17 protein-coding genes, 1 pseudogene and 1 riboswitch are annotated in these 19,240 nt (G+C 55.2%); of the genes and pseudogenes, 1 reads left to right on the top strand and 17 read right to left on the bottom strand.

Features of this window, described 5'->3' with window-relative positions; all coding sequences use genetic code 11:
* Window positions 1–21: 21 nt before the first annotated feature.
* The 5 genes from recG to KNP71_RS01425 all read right to left on the bottom strand — a co-directional run bounded on the left by recG (window position 22) and on the right by KNP71_RS01425 (window position 5,741).
* Entirely contained in the window at window positions 22–2,052 is a 2,031-nt protein-coding gene (recG, locus tag KNP71_RS01445; protein ID WP_214713803.1) for an ATP-dependent DNA helicase RecG, read from the bottom strand.
* Window positions 2,039–2,926: an L-serine ammonia-lyase, iron-sulfur-dependent, subunit alpha gene (sdaAA, locus tag KNP71_RS01440; RefSeq protein WP_029595713.1), complete on the bottom strand. Its 888-nt coding sequence runs from the start codon at window positions 2,924–2,926 to the stop codon at window positions 2,039–2,041. Before sdaAA ends, recG begins: the two co-directional genes overlap by 14 nt.
* Before the next feature lie 12 nt (window positions 2,927–2,938).
* On the bottom strand, window positions 2,939–3,601 hold the full coding sequence (sdaAB, locus tag KNP71_RS01435; protein WP_021067084.1) for an L-serine ammonia-lyase, iron-sulfur-dependent subunit beta: 663 nt from the start codon (window positions 3,599–3,601) through the stop codon (window positions 2,939–2,941).
* Between the two features lie 63 nt (window positions 3,602–3,664).
* Window positions 3,665–5,356, bottom strand: coding sequence for a DAK2 domain-containing protein (locus tag KNP71_RS01430; RefSeq protein ID WP_029595714.1), 1,692 nt, complete (start codon window positions 5,354–5,356; stop codon window positions 3,665–3,667).
* Window positions 5,357–5,378: 22 nt separating this feature from the next.
* Window positions 5,379–5,741 (bottom strand): Asp23/Gls24 family envelope stress response protein, encoded by a 363-nt coding sequence (locus KNP71_RS01425; protein WP_016509701.1) that lies wholly within the window; start codon window positions 5,739–5,741, stop codon window positions 5,379–5,381.
* A 253-nt stretch (window positions 5,742–5,994) separates the two neighbouring features.
* On the opposite strand from KNP71_RS01425, the gene rpmB reads away from it, so the two are divergent.
* Window positions 5,995–6,183, top strand: coding sequence for a 50S ribosomal protein L28 (rpmB, locus tag KNP71_RS01420; protein ID WP_015881349.1), 189 nt, complete (start codon window positions 5,995–5,997; stop codon window positions 6,181–6,183).
* Between the two features lie 58 nt (window positions 6,184–6,241).
* On the opposite strand, the gene KNP71_RS01415 is transcribed toward rpmB, so the two are convergent.
* The 12 genes and pseudogenes from KNP71_RS01415 to coaBC all read right to left on the bottom strand — a co-directional run bounded on the left by KNP71_RS01415 (window position 6,242) and on the right by coaBC (window position 19,203).
* Window positions 6,242–6,829 (bottom strand): thiamine diphosphokinase, encoded by a 588-nt coding sequence (locus KNP71_RS01415; protein ID WP_029595715.1) that lies wholly within the window; start codon window positions 6,827–6,829, stop codon window positions 6,242–6,244.
* Window positions 6,829–7,401, bottom strand: coding sequence for an energy-coupled thiamine transporter ThiT (gene thiT, locus KNP71_RS01410; RefSeq protein ID WP_021067081.1), 573 nt, complete (start codon window positions 7,399–7,401; stop codon window positions 6,829–6,831). Before thiT ends, KNP71_RS01415 begins: the two co-directional genes overlap by 1 nt.
* Window positions 7,402–7,477: 76 nt before the next feature.
* Window positions 7,478–7,578: riboswitch (TPP riboswitch) on the bottom strand.
* Between the two features lie 19 nt (window positions 7,579–7,597).
* The gene (gene rpe, locus KNP71_RS01405; protein ID WP_029595716.1) at window positions 7,598–8,254 is read right to left on the bottom strand and encodes a ribulose-phosphate 3-epimerase; all 657 of its coding nucleotides are present in this window, start codon (window positions 8,252–8,254) and stop codon (window positions 7,598–7,600) included.
* Between the two features lies 1 nt (window position 8,255).
* The gene (gene rsgA, locus KNP71_RS01400) at window positions 8,256–9,140 is read right to left on the bottom strand and encodes a ribosome small subunit-dependent GTPase A (protein ID WP_021067079.1); all 885 of its coding nucleotides are present in this window, start codon (window positions 9,138–9,140) and stop codon (window positions 8,256–8,258) included.
* 44 nt (window positions 9,141–9,184) lie between these two features.
* A complete protein-coding gene (pknB, locus tag KNP71_RS01395) occupies window positions 9,185–11,128 on the bottom strand; it encodes a Stk1 family PASTA domain-containing Ser/Thr kinase (RefSeq protein ID WP_029595717.1) in 1,944 nt (647 codons plus the stop codon).
* Window positions 11,129–11,133: 5 nt separating this feature from the next.
* On the bottom strand, window positions 11,134–11,868 hold the full coding sequence (locus KNP71_RS01390; RefSeq protein ID WP_021067077.1) for a Stp1/IreP family PP2C-type Ser/Thr phosphatase: 735 nt from the start codon (window positions 11,866–11,868) through the stop codon (window positions 11,134–11,136).
* Window positions 11,869–11,876: 8 nt separating this feature from the next.
* Window positions 11,877–12,962, bottom strand: a complete 1,086-nt coding sequence (gene rlmN / locus KNP71_RS01385; RefSeq protein WP_021067076.1) for a dual-specificity RNA methyltransferase RlmN — start codon at window positions 12,960–12,962, stop codon at window positions 11,877–11,879.
* 2 nt (window positions 12,963–12,964) lie between these two features.
* Window positions 12,965–14,293, bottom strand: coding sequence for a 16S rRNA (cytosine(967)-C(5))-methyltransferase RsmB (gene rsmB, locus KNP71_RS01380; protein ID WP_214713806.1), 1,329 nt, complete (start codon window positions 14,291–14,293; stop codon window positions 12,965–12,967).
* 1 nt (window position 14,294) lies between these two features.
* Window positions 14,295–15,209, bottom strand: coding sequence for a methionyl-tRNA formyltransferase (gene fmt, locus KNP71_RS01375; RefSeq protein ID WP_353048041.1), 915 nt, complete (start codon window positions 15,207–15,209; stop codon window positions 14,295–14,297).
* Between the two features lie 45 nt (window positions 15,210–15,254).
* Window positions 15,255–15,680 (bottom strand): annotated as a pseudogene (def, locus tag KNP71_RS15975) (peptide deformylase); the annotation flags it as partial.
* An 11-nt stretch (window positions 15,681–15,691) separates the two neighbouring features.
* The gene (gene priA / locus KNP71_RS01370; protein ID WP_214713808.1) at window positions 15,692–18,016 is read right to left on the bottom strand and encodes a primosomal protein N'; all 2,325 of its coding nucleotides are present in this window, start codon (window positions 18,014–18,016) and stop codon (window positions 15,692–15,694) included.
* Window positions 18,013–19,203 (bottom strand): bifunctional phosphopantothenoylcysteine decarboxylase/phosphopantothenate--cysteine ligase CoaBC, encoded by a 1,191-nt coding sequence (gene coaBC / locus KNP71_RS01365; protein ID WP_214713810.1) that lies wholly within the window; start codon window positions 19,201–19,203, stop codon window positions 18,013–18,015. Before coaBC ends, priA begins: the two co-directional genes overlap by 4 nt.
* Between the last annotated feature and the right edge of the window lie 37 nt (window positions 19,204–19,240).

Below are 19,240 nucleotides of genomic sequence, written 5' to 3'. Positions count from 1 at the left end.
TTTATTTTCAAGTGTTGTTTGTCATTCCAATCGTTCTCCGACGAGTAAGTCGAGTCGTTTCAAATAGTGTCGGAGCGGGGCATACGTCGCCTCGTTCCAAAACGCCTCGCTCCCGAGCAGCCGGACGGCGTCTTGCATCGCCACTTCCATCACTTTTAAATCGAGTACTGGATCAGCGACGCGGAAGCTTGGCAGACCGCTCTGGGCCGTCCCAAAGAAGTCACCGGCCCCGCGGAGTTCCAAGTCTTTCTCGGCGAGCACGAATCCGTCATTCGTCTCGGTCATCGTCTTTAAACGAAGTTTCCCGACGTCGGACTTTGGATCCCCTACCAATATACAATAAGATTGATCGGCGCCTCGACCGACACGCCCACGCAGCTGGTGCAGTTGCGCCAAGCCGAATCGTTCGGCGTCGTGGATGATGATGAGCGAGGCGTTCGGCACGTTCACCCCGACCTCGACGACCGTCGTCGAGACGAGGATTTGGAGGGCGTTGCTAGCGAAAGCCTTCATGACCTCGTCTTTCTCGGTGCTCGACAGTTTACCGTGCATGAGACCGACCGCATAATTCGGGAAGCGCTCCCGTAACATGTCGTAGAGCGCAGTCGCGCTCTCGACTTCGAGCGTGTCCGATTCCTCGATGAGCGGCGCGATGACATACGCTTGACATCCGAGGGCGAGCTCACGGTTCACCATCGCATGGACCCGGTCAATTTGATCGGTCTTGGCCCAATACGTCTCAATCGGCTTCCGCCCGGCCGGCATCTCATCAATCGTCGAGACGTCCATCTCCCCGAAAGCGCTGATGGCGAGCGTCCGTGGAATCGGCGTCGCTGTCATATAGAGCACGTCGGCGAGTTCCGCCTTGTCACGGAGCATTTTCCGCTGTTCGACCCCGAACCGGTGTTGCTCATCGGTGATGGCCAGATGCAGACGCGAAAACTCGACCGGCCCTTGAATCAAGGCGTGCGTCCCGACGATGATATCGACGTCGCCGTCTTTAATCGCCTGGAGCAATTCGTTCCTAGCCTTGCCTTTGACCGAACTCGTCAGTAGCCCGACGCGCATCCCGTAAGGTTCGAACAGCGCCTGCAACGAGGCGAGATGCTGTTCGGCCAAAATCTCCGTCGGGACCATGAGCGCCCCTTGATAGCCGGCGCACACCGTCGCATACAAGGCGATCGCGGCAACGACTGTCTTTCCGCTCCCGACATCCCCTTGTAACAACCGATTCATCCGTTCTGGCTTTTCTAAGTCGCCGACAATCTCCCGGATGACACGTGTCTGTGCCCCTGTCAACGGGAACGCGAGCTGTTTGACGAACTCGTTCAACCGCTGCTTGTCGAGCGTGAGCGCGCGCCCTTTCCCCGCCCGCTCCATCTTACGGAACGCCTGGAGTTTCAATTGATAGAGCAGACACTCTTCATAGACGTAACTTCGGCGTGCCTGTTTATACGTCTCGACCGAATCAGGGAAATGCATCCCTTTCAACATCGTCTCCCGGTCCTCGAGACGATAACGTTGCCGAATCGATTCGGGCAGGCGATTCTCGAACGAGGTCGTCTGTTCGAATGCGAGTTTGACGATGCGTCCGAAATTCTTTTGGGTCAGTCCGGCCCGGAGCGAATAAATCGGTTGCAACCCATCCGAGAGCTCACCGAACTCGAGGTCGGTCGCACTGATCGTCATCCGGTTCATATCCCATTTCCCTTTGACCGTCACCGTGGCGCCGAGCGCGAGCTTGTCTTTATAAAAGGCCCGGTTGAACATCGTCACGTGGACGACGTAGCGCTCCTCGAGCAACAAGCGGAATTGGAGACGGTTCTTGCCTTTACTGTAATAGCGTACGAGCGGTGCCGCCTGGACGGTGCCGCTCCATTTGACGAGGTCGCCGTGAATGGCCGTCGTCACCGTGCCGCTATTATAATTTTCATAACGAAACGGGACGTGCTCCAGCACGTCCTCGATTCGTTCGAGACCCATCGTCTCTAATTTTTTGGCCATCTCTGGCCCGACCCCTTTCAGCGTCGTCAACGCCTCACTTCTTGACATTTTCTTTCTCTCCAAAGATGTTTCGTTCGAGACGGCGTGCCGTCGGCGTATTGGCGAGACCACCACGCGCTGTCTCTTTCAACGCGGTCGGCATCATCTGGCCAATCTCATGCATCGCGGAAATGACCTCGTCGCAAGGGATGCGTGACGTGATCCCGGCGAGTGCCATATCGGCTGCAACGATGGCGTTCGCCCCGCCCATGGCGTTCCGTTTGACGCACGGCACCTCGACGAGCCCCGCCACCGGGTCACAGACGAGACCGAGCATGTTTTTCAGTGCGATTGCAAACGCCGTCGCCGATTGTTCCGGCGTCCCGCCGGCCGCTTCGACGATGGCCGCGGCGGCCATCCCGGTCGCTGAGCCGACTTCCGCCTGACAACCACCAGCCGCTCCTGAAATCGAAGCGTTGTTTGCGACGACGAAGCCGAACGCTCCTGACGTGAACAAGTAGCGGACCATCGCGTCACGGTCCATCTCCAGACGTTCTTTGACCGCAAACAACGTACCCGGTACGACGCCGGCGCTTCCGGCGGTCGGGGTCGCGCAGATGCGTCCCATCGCCGCGTTAACTTCATTCGTGCCGATCGCTTTTGCGACCGCATCTAAAATCAAGTCTCCGGCGAGCGATTTGCCGGAACGGATATAGTCGGTCATGAGCACGGCATCGTTCCCCGTGAGACCCGTCACGGACGTCACGCCTTCGAGTGCCCGGGCGACCGCTTCTTCCATCACTTCTAGATTGCGCTCCATCATACCGACGACTTCTTCCCGCGTCGAGCGTCTGACGTGCACTTCTTGCTCGATCATCACTTCTGAAATCGGAATGCCTCGCTCTGTTGCCGTTCTGACTAATTCTTCTACTGATTTAAACATATTGGTTTCTCCTTATTCCCCAAAGATGGCTACCCGCTCGATTTGAGGTAACCGCTCAATTTCCGCTAACACGTCTTTTGACAGATGTTCATCAATCTCAATCGCCATAAGCGCTTGCTTGCCTTTCTCGTGACGACTCACTTCCATATGCCCAATATTCAACTCATGCCGGGCCAAGATGCCAGTCACGGCCGCGATCGCCCCGAAGCGATCATGGTGCAACACGACGAGTGCCGGACCGCCGCCTGACAGTTTGAGCGGGAATCCGTTCAACTCGGTAATCTCGATCGTCCCGCCGCCGATTGAAATCCCGACGATTTCGAACGTGCCATCCTCGTCTTCGAGGTGGACCCGGGCCGTGTTCGGGTGGTCTGTCAACGCATCGCTCGTCTCAAAGACGACCTCGATGCCGCGCTCTTTGGCGATATCGAGTGCTTGCGGGATGCGCAAATCGAACGTATCGAAGCCCATGATGCCGCCGACGATGGCGACATCGGTACCGTGCCCCCGATACGTATCGGCGAACGACCCATAAAACGTGATGTGCGCGAGCCGTGGCGTACGCCCGAACAACTTCCCAGCCATGAGGCCGATGCGCGCGGCTCCGGCCGTATGCGAACTCGATGGACCGACCATGACCGGACCGATGATATCAAACACACTGCGATATTTCATCGCATTTCCCCCTTTCAAAAAAACCCTACCTTCATTATACAGAAGGTAGGGCTGAGTTACAGCTTATTCCACACTAAAAATGTAGGAGTAGAGCGGTTGTTTCCCGTCATGAACCTCGATTTCAATCTCGTCGTTCTTCGACTCGATATACGCCGAGAGTGCTGCGACGTCTTCCGCTGACGAACCTTCGCCCGTCAAAATCGTGATGATTTCGTCATCGGCATCCACGAGCGCGTCGACAAGCGCTTTCGCCGCTTCGAGGCTCGAAGCCGATGAGGCGACGATTTTCTTCTCGGCAATCGCCATGTGGTCGTCTTTACGAATCTCGACACCGTCGATGCTCGTATCACGAACCGCATACGTCACTTGACCAGACTTGACGGCGCTTGCCGCAGCCTTCATGACGCTCTCGTTCGTTTCCACATCCGCTTCCGGATTGAAGGCGATCGCTGCCGCGAGTCCTTGTGGCACCGTCTTCGTCGGAATGACCGAGACGCCGCAAGGTGCGACCGAGGCCGCTTGTTCAGCAGCCATGATGATGTTCGAGTTGTTCGGGAAGATGAAGACGTGATCCGCGTTGGCCGCTTCAATCGCCTTGACGATATCTTCCGTCGATGGGTTCATCGTCTGACCGCCCTCGATGACGTGGGCCGCCCCGAGTGAACGGAACAATTCGCTGACACCTTCGCCCATCGCGACCGTAACGATCGCGAACGGCGCTTTCGCCTTCGGAGCCGTCGGAGCAGCCGTTTGAACGCCGTGCTGGTTGGCGCCATGCTCTTCTTCTAAGATGGTCGAGTGCTGTTGACGCATGTTCTCGATTTTGACAGCGACGAGTTCCCCGTAACGCTGTCCTTTCGTGATGACGTCACCTGGCGTCTCGACGTGAACGTGAACTTTGAGCAACTCTTCGTCTGCGACGACGAGGAGCGAGTCACCGAGTTCAGACAATTCATTGCGGAACGCGTCCTCGTTGAACGGCGCGTCCTTCAATTTCTCGTCTTGGAACCGGACCATGATTTCCGTGCAATAGCCGAACTCGATGTCTTCCGTCGACATGAATCCTTGTGCAGCGTGGGCATGATGTTCAGCTTCAATGAGCGCATCCATGACCGGTGCATGTGGTTTCTCAAGTTCTTTGCCTTCGAGGCTAGCGAGGAACCCTTCATAAATGACGAGCAAGCCTTGGCCGCCTGAATCGACGACGCCGACTTCTTTTAAGACCGGCAATAAGTCCGGTGTCCGTTCGAGTGAAGCTTTCGCTTCGACAATCACGAGTTCCATGAACTCGTTGAAGTCGCTCGTCGACTCTGAAGCACGGAGCGCTTCGTCGGCCGCTTCACGAGCAACCGTCAAAATCGTTCCTTCAACCGGTTTCATAACCGCCTTGTATGCCGTATCGACGCCACGTTTCAACGCTTCGGCGAAATCGACTGTCGACACTTCTGTCTTGCCTTCGATTGCTTTACCGAAACCACGGAACAACTGGCTCAAAATAACGCCCGAGTTCCCACGTGCCCCCATCAAGAGACCGCGTGCAAACTTCGATGAGACGTCAGCGATATTCGCCGAGTTGAGTGCGGCCACTTCTTTCGCACCCGATGTCATCGTCAAATTCATGTTCGTCCCCGTATCGCCGTCCGGCACCGGGAAGACGTTAAGCGAATCTACATAATCCGCATTCTGGCTCAAGTTGGCTGCACCGTTCGCGACCATGTTCGCGAACACCAATCCATCTAAACGTTTTAAACCCACACCAAATCCTCCTTCGTTCTCGTCAGTCATTCGTCAGACGAACGCCTTGTACGAATATGTTTACCGACGAAACGTTTAATCCTAAAGTTTCACCGAGCGTGTATTTTACACGGCTTTGCACGTTGTATGCGACTTCCGACACTTTCGTCCCGTAGCTTACAATGATGTGCATGTCGATATGTACGTCTTCTCCATCTTGACGTACGACAACGCCTCGGGCGTAGTTTTCACGTTTCAATAGTTCTGCGATCCCGTCTTTCAATTGAGCTTGAGACGCCATTCCCACAACGCCGAAACATTCCATCGCCGCACCGCCTGCGAGTGTCGCGACCACGTCGTTCGTGATGTCAATATTGCCATATGTTGTCTTCATTTCAATTGCCATATGGAGTAGCCTCCTTTATTCGGAATGATTCCTTCACTACATTCTACAATAAGTACCTAGTTATTAAAAGAACCTGCTCCATAAACTCGGTCAATTGTAGCCGTAACCCTCATTCATTATTAAAATCCTTTCCAGTAATGTCAAGTTTTTTTCTTGTCATCCTATGATTTTCTAGTTGCATCGTGAAAAAACCCGTGCTAATATAAACGAGTGTCTATTAGGACGAACCCACATAAAAAAGGAGGGGAAACGCATGGCACGTAAATGCTACGTAACAGGTAAATCACCTAAATCAGGTAACAACCGTTCGCACGCACTCAACAAGACAAAACGCACTTGGGGTGTAAACGTACAAAAAGTTCGTATTCTCGTTGACGGTAAACCTAAACGAGTTTGGGTTTCAGCTCGCGCTCTTAAATCAGGTCTCGTTGAACGCGTATAATTTTTATACACGAACGAAATAAATCCCAGCGGCATTCGCCGATGGGATTTTTTTGTGTTCATTTTTTGATAGACAGCACGAGCACCATACCGTCGTGCACGATCAAGTCCGCCGCTTCATCGTCCCATTCGTTCGAGATGGTGAGCGCCTCATGGCTGACGACATCGTGACGGTCGAGCGGATATTTGACGCCGCGGATGGTCACGTTCGCCTGCTTCCATGGGATGAGCGACAAATAGTGACCGTCTTGACGCGGGAGTTCATAGCGTCCCGACCCGACGAGTCGTACCGTCTGCCCTGCCGTGACGAGACGCATCTCAGGATACGCCTCGAGCAGACCGATATTGCTGAGCGTCATATCGAGCCGGCCGCCGAGCGCACCGTAGACGAGCATTTCCGTCGCGCCATGCCCCCGTGCCGCCTCGAGAGCGATCTCGAGGTCGGTCACATCTTTCTCAGATGGATAACGGACGGCGTCGATCGGCACTTCGCCCGTGAAGGAGTCGAAATCGCCGACGACGAGATCTGGGTTCAGCCCGTGGTTCAACAGTGTCTCGTACCCCCCATCGACGCCGATGATGTAATCGACGTCACGCGGGAGTCCCGAGATTGGTTCCGGGCTGGCCGCCACAATCAACACCCGCATTAGCGGACGTCCCGGGTCGCGAGCGTCGCGAAGCGCGGTGCCGAGACGAACAAGAGGACGAGGACGACGGCCGACACGAGGAAGGACGGGAGCATGTACGTCATGTTATAGGCGAACGAGTAGGCGACGACCGGACCTTCCGCGTATTCGGCGAAGAAGACGATCCCCGACAAGACGTGGGCCCCGTAACGAAGCAGTGAACCGAGGAGCGCGCCGAGCACCAAATAAACGACGAGCGTCTTTTTCGCCTCATCCTTGGCGGCTCGTTTCACTTGACCAGCGAACAGCCCCGCCATCCCGACGACACCGTAAGCGAACGTGTAGTCGAGCAGGAACTGGACCGGCGTGAAGATATAGGCCCCGAACAGCAGTTGCAGCGTTCCGACAAGTGCACCGGTCGCAAGTCCGCCTTTCAAACCGTGACGATACGCCATGACGAAAATCGGCAACATCGCCAAGCTGATTGACCCGCCTTGCGGCATCCGGAACGGGATGAGCAAATCAAAAATCAAACCGAGTGCGGCGAACAATGAGATTTCAATGAGCGCCTGTAATTTTAAACGTTGTTTCATCTATTTCCCTCCTTAAAATATGAGCGAACGACAAAAAGCAGCATGACGTAAACGCCATGCTGCTATCGAGTAGCAACGTGCATTTTCGCCACATCCCTACGTCCGTGTGAACGGAACAGGTTCAAAGGGTTAGCGTATGCCTCTCAGCCACAGAATGTGACACCCCTTGCGACAATATTTGTTGTTCTATGGACGATTATACACGAGATGCGTTGCGAATGCTATCGATTGCGTCTTTATAGCTCGGCTCGTTATAGATGGCCGAGCCGGCCACGAGCACGTCAGCACCGGCATCGATACATAATTTCGCAGTCTCCGCGTTGACGCCTCCGTCAATCTCGATTTCAAAGTCGAGACGGCGCGCTTGGCGCATCTCGTTCAACGCCGCGATTTTCGGCACGACCGATTCGATGAACTTCTGACCCCCAAAGCCAGGGTTCACCGTCATGAGAAGTACCATGTCGACGTCACCGAGCACGTGTTCAATCAATGACAGCGGCGTATGCGGGTTGAGAACGACGCCACACTTGGCTCCGGCCGCCTTAATTTGTTGAAGCACGCGATGCAAATGGTTCGTCGCTTCGACGTGGACGGTGACGATGTCCGCTCCCGCCTTGATGAAGTCTTCGACGAAGCGCTCCGGTTGGTCGATCATCAAGTGGACGTCTAACACCATGTCCGACTTCTTCCGTAAGCTCGCGAGCACCGGGAGACCGATCGAGATGTTCGGGACGAATTGACCGTCCATGACGTCAAAATGGATATAATCCGCGCCGGCCTCTTGGACCGCCTTCACTTCTGCCTCTAGGTTGGCGAAGTCCGCCGCTAAAATCGAGGGTGCAATTTTAATCATGTCAGTACCTCCGTTGTCTATCGTTTAACTCTGCCATAAACGTAACATAATTCTCATAACGGGTGGAAGCGATTTCTCCCGCCTCGACGGCCGCTTTGACGGCACAACCCGGTTCGTTCAAATGGGCACAGCCTCGGAACTTACAGTCGTCATGCCGCTCGACGAACTCAGGGAAGCACCAGCGCATCTCCTCGACTTCGAGTTCTTCTGGGAACTCGAGGCTTGAGAAACCAGGCGTGTCAGCGACGAGCCCGTCAGCGAGCGTGATGAGCGTGACGTGACGCGTCGTGTGCTTGCCTCGGCCGAGCGACTTCGAGATTTTCCCGGTCGCGAGTTCTAGTTCCGGCGCGACCGCGTTCAAGAGCGAACTCTTGCCAACTCCGGTCTGTCCGGCAAACACGCTCGTCTTCTCTTTAAACGACCCACGAATTTGTTCAATCCCCGACCCGGTCTCCGTCGACGTCTCGATGACCTCATAGCCGATTGACCGATATAAGGCCGCTGCCGCTTGAATCGTTTCGAGTTCCGACTCCGTCAACAAGTCCATTTTCGTTAAGACAATAATCGGATGGACTTGCTTCGATTCGATTAAGACGAGGAAACGGTCGAGCAGATGGAACGAGAACGCCGGTTCCTTGACCGAGAACAGCAAGAACGCTTGATCGATGTTAGCGATCGGCGGGCGGACGAGATGGTTCGACCGCTCATCGACGGCCAAGATATAGCCTGTGCCGTCCCCTTGGTCTTGAATATCGACATCGTCGCCGACGACCGGCGAGATGTTCCGGTTGCGGAAATTGCCGCGGGCGCGACAACGGATCTCTTGTTTCTCTTCCGTCATGACATCATAAAACCCGCCTTGTAATCGAATAATCGTACCTTTCATCCTATGACCTCCTTAGAAAAAGAGGCGACGCGCGCGCCACCTCTTCATTGTGAATCTTTTGCTTGTGCGTACGTCACCGTATCCGTCCGGACGACTTCCCCGTCGACTTCGATCGTCGCGGTTCCGACTTCGTCCGGTGCAATGACGAGCGTATACGAGTAAGTCGTCGTCTCCGTTATCTTATCACGCAACACTTCGACTTCGCCACGGGCGTCTACCGTCCGAATGACGACCTCGAGTGCCACAGGTTCTTCGCCTTCAGCAGGCGGATCGATTTCGACGTTGACTTCCCGTTCAATCGAGACGTCGGTCGGTTCGACCCCTTGCGACACGATGACGGTCAATTCCGTCCCCGGGTCGACGGCTGTTCCAGCCGTCGGTAACTGACGAATGATTTGGTTGGCGGGCACGCTCGTTGAATACTCGTCTCGTTTGACGATTTTCAAGCTATTCTGTTCGGCGTACGTCGTCGCTTCCTCAAACGTATACCCGGCTAAATTGGCGAGTTCGACTTTATTGCTACCGGTCGAGACGACGAGCGTCACCGTCTCTTCAGACGGGACGACCTCGTTGTCCGGAGCAATCGACTGGGAGATGACATCGCCGCTGTCGACCGTCTCCGACGCCTCGGATTGAATTTCGATATCCGCAAAGTCGAGGTCTTTGAGCGTCCGCTCGGCCGCCGACTGAGACAATCCTTCGACGTCCGGCATCGCGACCGTCTCTTTCCCGGCCGACACGACAATCGTCACGGTCGTTCCGCGTTTCGGTTTCCGACCGGCTTGCGGTGTCTGCGAAATGACGTCGCCAGCGGCGATGTTATCGCTCGCCCGCTCTGTCGCTTCGACGACAAAACCGGCTGTTTCGAGTTCGGTCGTCGCTTCGTCGTTCGTCATCCCGACGACGTCTGGCACGACGGCACGGGACATCTCATCGGCGATGACATATGCCCCGATTCCGCCGCCAATCAACAAGAAGAGGAGTAGGAGCCAAAGCCACCACTTCTTCTTCCGTTTCGGCTTCGGGTTCGCTGTCTCAGGTTCGGTCGGTGCGACCGGTTGTTCCGGTGTCTCTTTGACGTTCGGTTCGTCCGGGACGACCGGTGACATGACGAGCGTCTGATCGAATGCGTCCTGTTCCGTACTGAGGCGTTTCGGTTCGTTCGCACGTTCCGGGTCGAGCGCCGTCATGCAATCCTTCTTAAAGGCGGCGACCGATGTGTGACGGGCGCCCGGTGATTTCGCCAGCGCCTGCATGATGCAGTTCTCAAGCGCTTGCGGGATGTTCGGGTTCAAATCCATCGGTCGAATCGGGTCGTCTTGCAAATGTTGAAGTGCGACGGCGACTGGCGTCTCCCCGATGAACGGAACGCGTCCGGTCACGAGTTCATACAGGACGGCACCGAGTGAATAAATATCTGACTTCTCATCGGCGAACTTTCCGCGCGCCTGTTCTGGAGAAAAGTAATGGACCGAGCCGAGCACTGACATCGTATGGGTCAGCGTCGCGTTCGACATGGCCACCGCAATCCCAAAGTCCGTCACTTTGACGTTGCCGCTCTGATCGATCATCATATTTTGCGGTTTGATGTCCCGATGAATGATTCGATTCGCATGGGCATGGTCGATGGCATCACAAATCTGTCCCATGATGCGAAGCGCCTCGTCGACAGATATGTACTCTTCTTGCAAATATTGTTTGAGCGTCATCCCATCGACGTGTTCCATGACGATGTAATAGATGTCACGCTCGTCTCCGACGTCGTAGATGGCGACGATATTCGGATGGTTCAGACTAGTCGCCGCGTGGGCTTCCCGTTCGAACCGGCGTATAAATTGTTCGTTATGCGAGAATTCAGATCGCAACACCTTGATGGCGACGGTTCGGTTTAAAATCTCATCGTGAGCCCGGTAGACATTTGCCATGCCGCCGCTGCCGATTTGCTGTTCGATCCGATAACGATCGTTGATTCGTTCTCCACTTCGCATCGGATTCATCCTCTCTTTCTATCTGTGAACTGGACGAGGGCAACGGTGATGTTGTCACTCCCACCCAAACGGTTGGCTTGATCGATCAATTGATCCGCCTTGACGTCCGCCGAGACGGGACGTTTCAAGACTTGCTTGATCTCCTCATCAGTCAAATGAGTCGTCAAGCCGTCCGTACAGATTAAAATCGTGTCAAACTCGGGTTCGGCAAACACTTGCAGATCAGGTTCGACATGCTCATTCGAGCCGATTGAACGGGTGATAATGTTACGTTTCGGATGGACGCGCATCTCTTCCTCGGTCAATTCGCCGAGTTGTTTCAACACGTTCACGTAGGAATGATCTTCCGTCAATTGCTGCAGCTTATCATCTCGCAAGGCATATACACGACTATCCCCGACGTGGACGATGACGATCGTCTCGTCGTGCCAACAGACACCGGCAATCGTCGTCCCCATCATGAGGAGGTTGGCTTGTTTCGAGAAATCGAGCACTTGATCATTGGCCAGTTCCACGTTTTGGCGGAACCAATTCTCCATCTCCATCGGCGAGGCCGGAAGCGTCGAGAAGGCACGGCGAAACTGCTCGATGACGAGCTGACTCGCGACCTCCCCGGCTTCATGTCCCCCCATCCCGTCGGCCACGAGAGCAATTCCGGCATGTTCGTCCCCTAAAATCAAGACGGCATCCTCGTTCTGTGCTCTCACTTGGCCTCGGTCGGTTCGGTATGCTAATTCCATCTTCGTGATTACCTCGTTTCTTGTTCGCGCTCCTTCGCTCGAAGCTGCCCACAAGCCGCATCGATATCCGAACCTTGTTCGCGACGAATCGTCACGTTCACTTTTCGATCTTTGAGCACTTTTTCAAAGGCAAAAATTTGTTTACGTGGTGTGCGGACGTAATCGCGCTCGAGCACGTGGTTGACTGGAATCAAGTTGACGTGGCATTTGACGCCTTTCAACAAGTCAGCGAGTTGATGCGCGTGTTCTTCCGTGTCGTTAACCCCGCCGAATAAACCGTATTCGAACGTGATGCGGCGACCGCTCTTCTCTGTATAGTAGTTGACGGCTTCCATCAACTTGTCCAAGTTGTAAGCACGGTTGATTGGCATAAGGCGTGTCCGAATCTCCGTCGTCGGCGCGTGAAGCGAGATCGCGAAGTTGATGCGCATGCCTTCATCGGCAAACTTGTAAATCTTCGGTACGATCCCACTCGTCGACACGGTGATGTGACGTGAACCGATGTTCAAGCCGTCATCGTGGTTGACCGTGCGCAAGAAGCGCATCAATTCGTCGTAGTTATCGAACGGTTCGCCGATTCCCATGACGACGACCGAGTCGACCCGCTCTTCGCTCGCGTCGAGCGCGCGCTGGACGTCGAGGACTTGGGCCGTGATTTCACCGGCCTCCAAGTTACGTTTCAAACCACCGAGCGTCGAAGCACAGAACGTGCAACCGATGCGGCAGCCGACTTGCGTCGTGACACAGACCGAGTTTCCGTACTCATGGCGCATGAGTACCGTCTCGATAGAATAACCGTCTTGAAGCTCGAACAAGAACTTGATCGTCCCGTCCTTTGATTCTTGACGGACGAGTTCTTTCAACGTCGTCAATTGGAACGCCGCGTCTAATTTCTCGCGGAGCGGTTTCGAGACGTTCGTCATATCGTCGAACGATGTCACACGCTTGACGTACATCCAGTCATATAACTGTTTCGCGCGGAACGATTTTTCTCCTGCTTCAATCAGCCATTGTTCGAGCTCTGAGTACGTGAGGGAATAGAGTGACGGCTTGGCACCGACTAATGGATTTTTTTCAACTGCTTTTGGATTCATGTTTATACCTCTTTCTTGAATGCGGCGATATAGAAACCGTCCGTCCCGAACGACGTCGGGAGTAATTTGACTTCAGCGCGGTCCGATGACATCATCGGGTGCAATACTTGTGGAAGACGGTCTTGGAGTGTCTCATCCCACGTCAATCCGTTCGACAAAATGTAATCGGCCTGCTGTTCATTCTCAGTAGGGTCGATGGTACATGTCGAGTACACTAGCGTACCACCTCGTTTAAGCAGTGGCAAGACGGCGTCAATGATTTCACGTTGGACTTTCGGCAGTCCAGCGAGGGCGGACTTGTCTTTCGTCCATTTGATATCGGGCTTGCGACGGATGACACCGAGTCCCGAACATGGGACGTCGAGTAAAATCCGGTCGAAGCTCTCCGGTTCAAATTTGTCCCCGGCCTGGCGGGCATCGAGGGCAAGTGCGGTCACTCCATCGATATGCAGACGCTTCGCTTGACGTTCAATCAACTTCGCTTTATGCGGATGCAAGTCGAGGGCGACGAGCGTTCCACCGTCCATGCGTTCTGCCGTATGCATCGCTTTTCCACCTGGTGCGGCACACGCATCGAGGACGCGTTCCATTTTCCCGGCTTGAAGCGCATCGGCGACGATCATCGAGCTCTCGTCTTGAATCGACAACAAGCCCATATCGATGAACGCTGTCGAGTGCACGTTTCCGGATTCGATGATGAGTCCGTCCGCTGACAGCTCCGAGCGTGTCGCGACGACATCGACTTCGGCGAGCCGTTCAATCATCTCTTCGACCGTGACGCGCTGGCGGTTGACCCGAACCGTGACCGGAGCCGGCTCATTGTTTAATTTACACATCGCCTCGGTCGCTTCGACACCGTACGTTTCCACCCATTCGGCGACGAGCCAATCGGGATGGCTATGTTCGATGGCAATCCGTTCAGCGTCCGGAAGCGTGCTCAAATCCGGGAACCCGTCCCGAATGACGTTGCGCAACACGCCGTTGACGAACTTACCGGTACCCGAATGGCCCCGTTTTTTCGCAATCTCGACCGCTTCGTGCAAGACGGCCCGATCCGGAATCTTGTCGAGGTAAAACAGTTGATAGACACTCATCCGTAAGAGCGGCAAGACGAAACGGTCCAATTTTTTCGGGTTTTGAACCCGCTTCTCTAAAATATAATCGAGCGTCCGTTTCCGGCCGAGCGTCCCATAGACGAGCTCTGTGTATAGGCCGACATCTTTCGTCGCCAATTTCTTCTGTTTCAATAAATCGTTGACCGCAATCGTCGAATAGGCGCCGCCTTGTTCGATTTTGATTAGCGTATCCAGTGCTGCAACTCGTACGTTCATATTATCCTCCTAGTCGATCGCCGACTTGTAACTTTTGGCCGGCCCCACGCATAAATGTGGCCCCGTCCATTCGTTTTTTACCAGATGGTTGCAAGTCGACCACTTTAATGGCGACCGCGTCGCCTGTCGCGACGACAAATCCATCCTCTTCAAGTCGTACAATCGTTCCCGGTTCACCCGTCCCTGTCGTTTTCGACCCGAAGAACAGTTTGACCCGTTCCCCGGCAATCGTCGTATACGCCGTCGGGAACGGATTCATCCCTCTGATGTGGTTATAAATATCTGCACCGGCACGGGTCCAGTCAATCTGTTCCCGCTCTCGGCTAATGTTCGGTGCGAACGTGACGTCACGCTCGTCTTGCGGTACGGCTTCAATCCAACCAGCGAGGAAGGCAGGAAGCGTCTTGAGCAACAAGTCTGATCCTGCGACCGCGAGCTTGTCGAACAACGTACCGACCGTGTCCAATTCTTCAATCGGGACGACCGTGTTGGCAATCATGTCGCCAGCATCGAGCTTATCGACCATATACATGATGGTGACACCCGTCTCTTTGTCCCCATCGAGGATGGCTTGATGAATCGGCGCGCCACCTCGATATTTCGGCAACAGCGAGGCATGGACGTTGATGGCGCCATGTTTTGGTGCTTCTAACAGTTCGGTCGGGACGATTTGTCCGTACGCCGCCGTCACAATCAAGTCCGGTTCGAGTGCCAAGATATCCGCGAAATCGGTCCGCACCTTTTCAGGCTGTAACACCGGGATATTGTGGCGCAGGGCACACTCTTTCACCGGCGTCGGTTTCAGTTCGCGTTTACGGCCGACCGGTTTGTCCGGTTGCGAGACGACACCTACGACATTGTATCCTTCTTCGAGCAAGCGCTCAAGTACGGATACGGCAAACGTCGGCGTCCCCATGAAGACGATACGCTGATCCGTCCCTTTGTCCGGCACGGCGAGCTTGTCCGTGAACAATACTCCGTCCAAATGGTCGATCTCATGTTGAATCGCCCGAGCGAAGAATCCGCTCGCCTTCACTTGTTGGGTGCGGCCTTTCAAATCCTGCGTCTTGACGACGATCGTCTCATGCCGTTCGACGAAACCGAACTCACCCGGGATACTCAAGCAGCCTTCAAGACCGATCTCGGTCCCGGACGTCTCGATGATTTCCGGATTGATCAACACGAGCGGTCCCGTCTCATCATCCGTATGGACGACAGCGAGCCGTTGATTCAAATTGACCTGTGGGGCGGCCACGCCGACCCCATCATATTCATACATCGTGTCGAACAGTCGATCGACCGTCTGACGCAATTTTTTATCAAACTTTGTCACCGGATCACACGTGACCCGTAAAATCTCATTTGGAATCTCTACTACTTTATACATCTGGTTCCACCTCACATGAATACGTATGGGTTTACGTCGATACTCAATTGATATTCTTTTTTGCTAATCGCCTTTGCCCGTGCCTGTTGCAGCGTGGCGAGGACCGGATATAACGCTTCCGGATGTTTCGTCTTGATGAACAACTGATAGCGGAACAAGTTCTTCAGTTTCGACAACGGTGCCGGCATCGGCCCGTTCAGTCGCGACTGGGCCACGTGCGCCTCGACGAAATCGGCGGCGAACAGCTCGGCCTCGGCTTGGGCGACGAGCGGACTTTCCGCCGCGAACGTGACGAGCGTGACGTACCAATATGGGGGATGATTACCGACTTGGCGCAGTTGCATCTCCCGGGCGTAAAACGATTCATAATCATGTTCACTCGCCGTCTCGATGACATAATGGTCCGGGTTGTACGTCTGAACGTACGCCTCACCCGGCAGACTACCGCGTCCGGCCCGACCGGCGACTTGGGTCACGAGTTGAAACGTACGCTCGGTCGCCCGGAAATCGGGCATGCCGAGCGTCGCATCCGCCGCGAGCACGCCGACGAGCGTGACGTTCGGGAAATCGAGCCCTTTGGCGATCATCTGGGTACCGAGCAAAATGTCGGCCTCCCCATCCTCAAAGCGTTTCAATAGTTGTTCGTGCGACCCTTTGCGTGACGTCGTGTCTTGGTCCATCCGAATGATCCGCGCCTCAGGGATGCGATTCAACAGCTCGGTCTCGATCTTTTGCGTCCCGGTGCCGAACTGTTTGATTTTCTTGCTGTCACACGTCGGGCACTTCGACGGCATACCGATCTCATAGCCGCAGTAGTGGCATTTGAGCCGGTCGCCGTGTTGGTGATACGTCAAGTTGACGGCGCAGTGCGGACAGGTAAGCCCTTCCCCACAGTCGCGACACATGACGAACGTCGTGAAACCACGACGGTTGAGCAAGATGACGCACTGTTCTTTTTTCGCGATGCGGTCGTTGATGGCGACAAATAAATCTTCTGAAAACATCGTCGTGTTGCCTTTGGCGAGCTCACGCCGCATGTCGATAATATGGACAGGCGGCATCTCGCCACCGTACCGTTCGCTCAGTTGCAAATAGCGATAGACGCCTTTTTGGGCGCGGGCGTAAGACTCGAGTGACGGGGTCGCACTTCCGAGGACGACCGGGCACTCGTGGTACTCGGCCCGCCAAATCGCGACGTCACGCGCGTGATAGCGCGGGTTCTCTTCTTGCTTGTACGTCGTCTCATGCTCTTCGTCCAAGATGATGAGGCCGATGTTTTCGAGCGGTGCGAAAATCGCCGAGCGTGCCCCGACGACGACATCGACTTCACGTCGTTTGATTTTGCGCCACTCGTCATATTTCTCTCCTTGTGACAAGGCGCTATGGAGCACGGCGACCCGGTCTCCGAAGCGACGTTTGAATCGTTTGACCATCATCGGCGTGAGCGAGATTTCCGGGACGAGCAAAATCGCCTGCTTGCCGTCATCGACGACTTGACCGATCGCTTCTAAATAGACCTCGGTCTTCCCACTGCCGGTGACACCGTGTAAGAGTAACGTCTCCCCGGCTTCCGCATCGCGGATGGCATGGACAGCCGTGGCTTGACTTTCATTCAGTTCGACCGTCTCGATGACCTGTTCAATCGTGGCGTACGGGTCGCGGTTCAGTTCGACCTCGGTCACTTTGACGGCACGGAGCGACTCCATCTTTTGCAGTTGTGCGCGCGACAAGCCGATTTGACGTAACGACGACCAATACATCCGCGGGACGTCCTTCAGCAACTGAATCGCTTCTTGTTGTTTCTTCGCCCGGGCCGGGATGAGCGTCGCATCGATGAGCTCGATGACGAGGTCCGTCTTCACCGTCCGTTTCTCTTTTAACACCGGCGCGAGCAAGATGTCCCCTTTTTTGGCGAGCGCCAAGATGATGGACTGCGTCTCTTTCGGATACTCCGAAAGATGGGTACCGGCTCGAACGCCGTCCGGGAGCGTCTCGCCTTTAATCTCTTTGTCGTAACTCACTTTCAGCGCTGCCGGCAACATGGCGAGGAGTGCCGACGACCGGAAACAGAGCGTCGTCTCTTTCACATGGGTCGATAAGTCGAGCAACTCGTCCGTCAGTGATGATTCTTCATCTAATAGGGCTTCGAGCGGTTTCAACCCTTCGCGCGTCCCTTCTGAGACACCGGTGACGATTCCGAGCAGGCGTCGTGAGCCGAACGGGACCGAGACACGCATGCCCGGTTCGATTAACGTCTCGAACTGGGGCGGCACTTCATAATCGAACGGACGGTCGATCGTGATGACGGGCGCATCGACATGGACGTGGGCGATCATCGCAAATCTTCCTTAAAATGTGTGAGCAACTCGACAGCGAGTGCACGTTTGCTCTGTCGCGGTAAGCGGACATGAGCCCCGTCCGCCCGAAACAACGTGACTTCGTTGTCATCGGCGCGGAAGCCGATATCTGGCTGGGACACATCGTTGGCGACGAGATAGTCAACCCGTTTACGGGCGATTTTATCGCGGGCGTGTTGCTCGAGATTCTCCGTCTCGGCCGCAAAACCGACGAGGAGCTGATGCGTCTTCTTCTCCCCGAGCGTCTTCAAGATGTCGGTCGTCTCTTCGAGTTCGATCGTCAACGGGCCGTGCACTTTTTTATGTTTCTCGCTATGGACCGTCTTCGGGCGATAGTCGGCGACGGCGGCCGATTTGATGACGAGGTCTTGGTCATCGAAACGCGCGAGCACCGTCTCGAGCATATCCGTGCCTGATTCGACGGCGATGGCGGTCACGCCGTCCGGTACGGGTACTTGCAGCGGTCCGTGGACGAGCGTGACGTATGCGCCCATATCGCGGGCAGCCGCGGCGAGCGCGACGCCCATCTTGCCAGAGGAGTCGTTCGATAAAAAGCGGACCGGGTCGATGCGTTCGACCGTCGGACCGGCCGTGATTAGCACGCGTTTCCCGAGCAGATGTTTCGGGACGAACTGGCTCTCGACGATACGGACGAGGTCTTCCGGTTCCGGAAGGCGTCCACCACCGATCCACCCGCACGCGAGATTGCCGACGCCCGGTTCGATGATTTGATAGCCGAACGTTTTGAGCGTCTCGATATTGCGGCGCGTGGCCGGATGTTCGAGCATATTGACGTTCATCGCCGGTGAGACGATGACGGGACATTTGGCCGCTAAAATCGAGGTCGTGATGAAGTCATCGGCAATACCGGCTGCGAGTTTCGCAATCATGTTCGCCGTGGCGGGTGCAACGACGATCAAGTCACTCGTATCGACGACGTCGATGTGGGCGATTTTGGTCGGATCGTGTTCCTCGAACACGTCGGTGTATACCGGATTTCGGCTGAGCGCCTGAAACGTCGCTTTGCCGACGAATTCTTCGGCTGACGCGGTCATCGCCACTCGAACGTTCGCACCGGCCTGGACGAGTTTCGACGTGAGCGCGCACGCCTTATACGCCGCGATACCGCCGCTCACACAAAGCAAGATATTCCGATCGTTCAACATTCACAATTCTCCCCCTTATAGACAATGAGACCCAAGT

Origin of the sequence: Exiguobacterium sp. s56 (assembly GCF_018618255.1) — a bacterium.
In the GTDB taxonomy this organism is placed as follows: Bacteria; Bacillota; Bacilli; order Exiguobacteriales; family Exiguobacteriaceae; genus Exiguobacterium; species Exiguobacterium chiriqhucha.
Note: the sequence above shows the minus strand (reverse complement) of the source record. Positions and strands in the feature narration are given on the sequence as shown.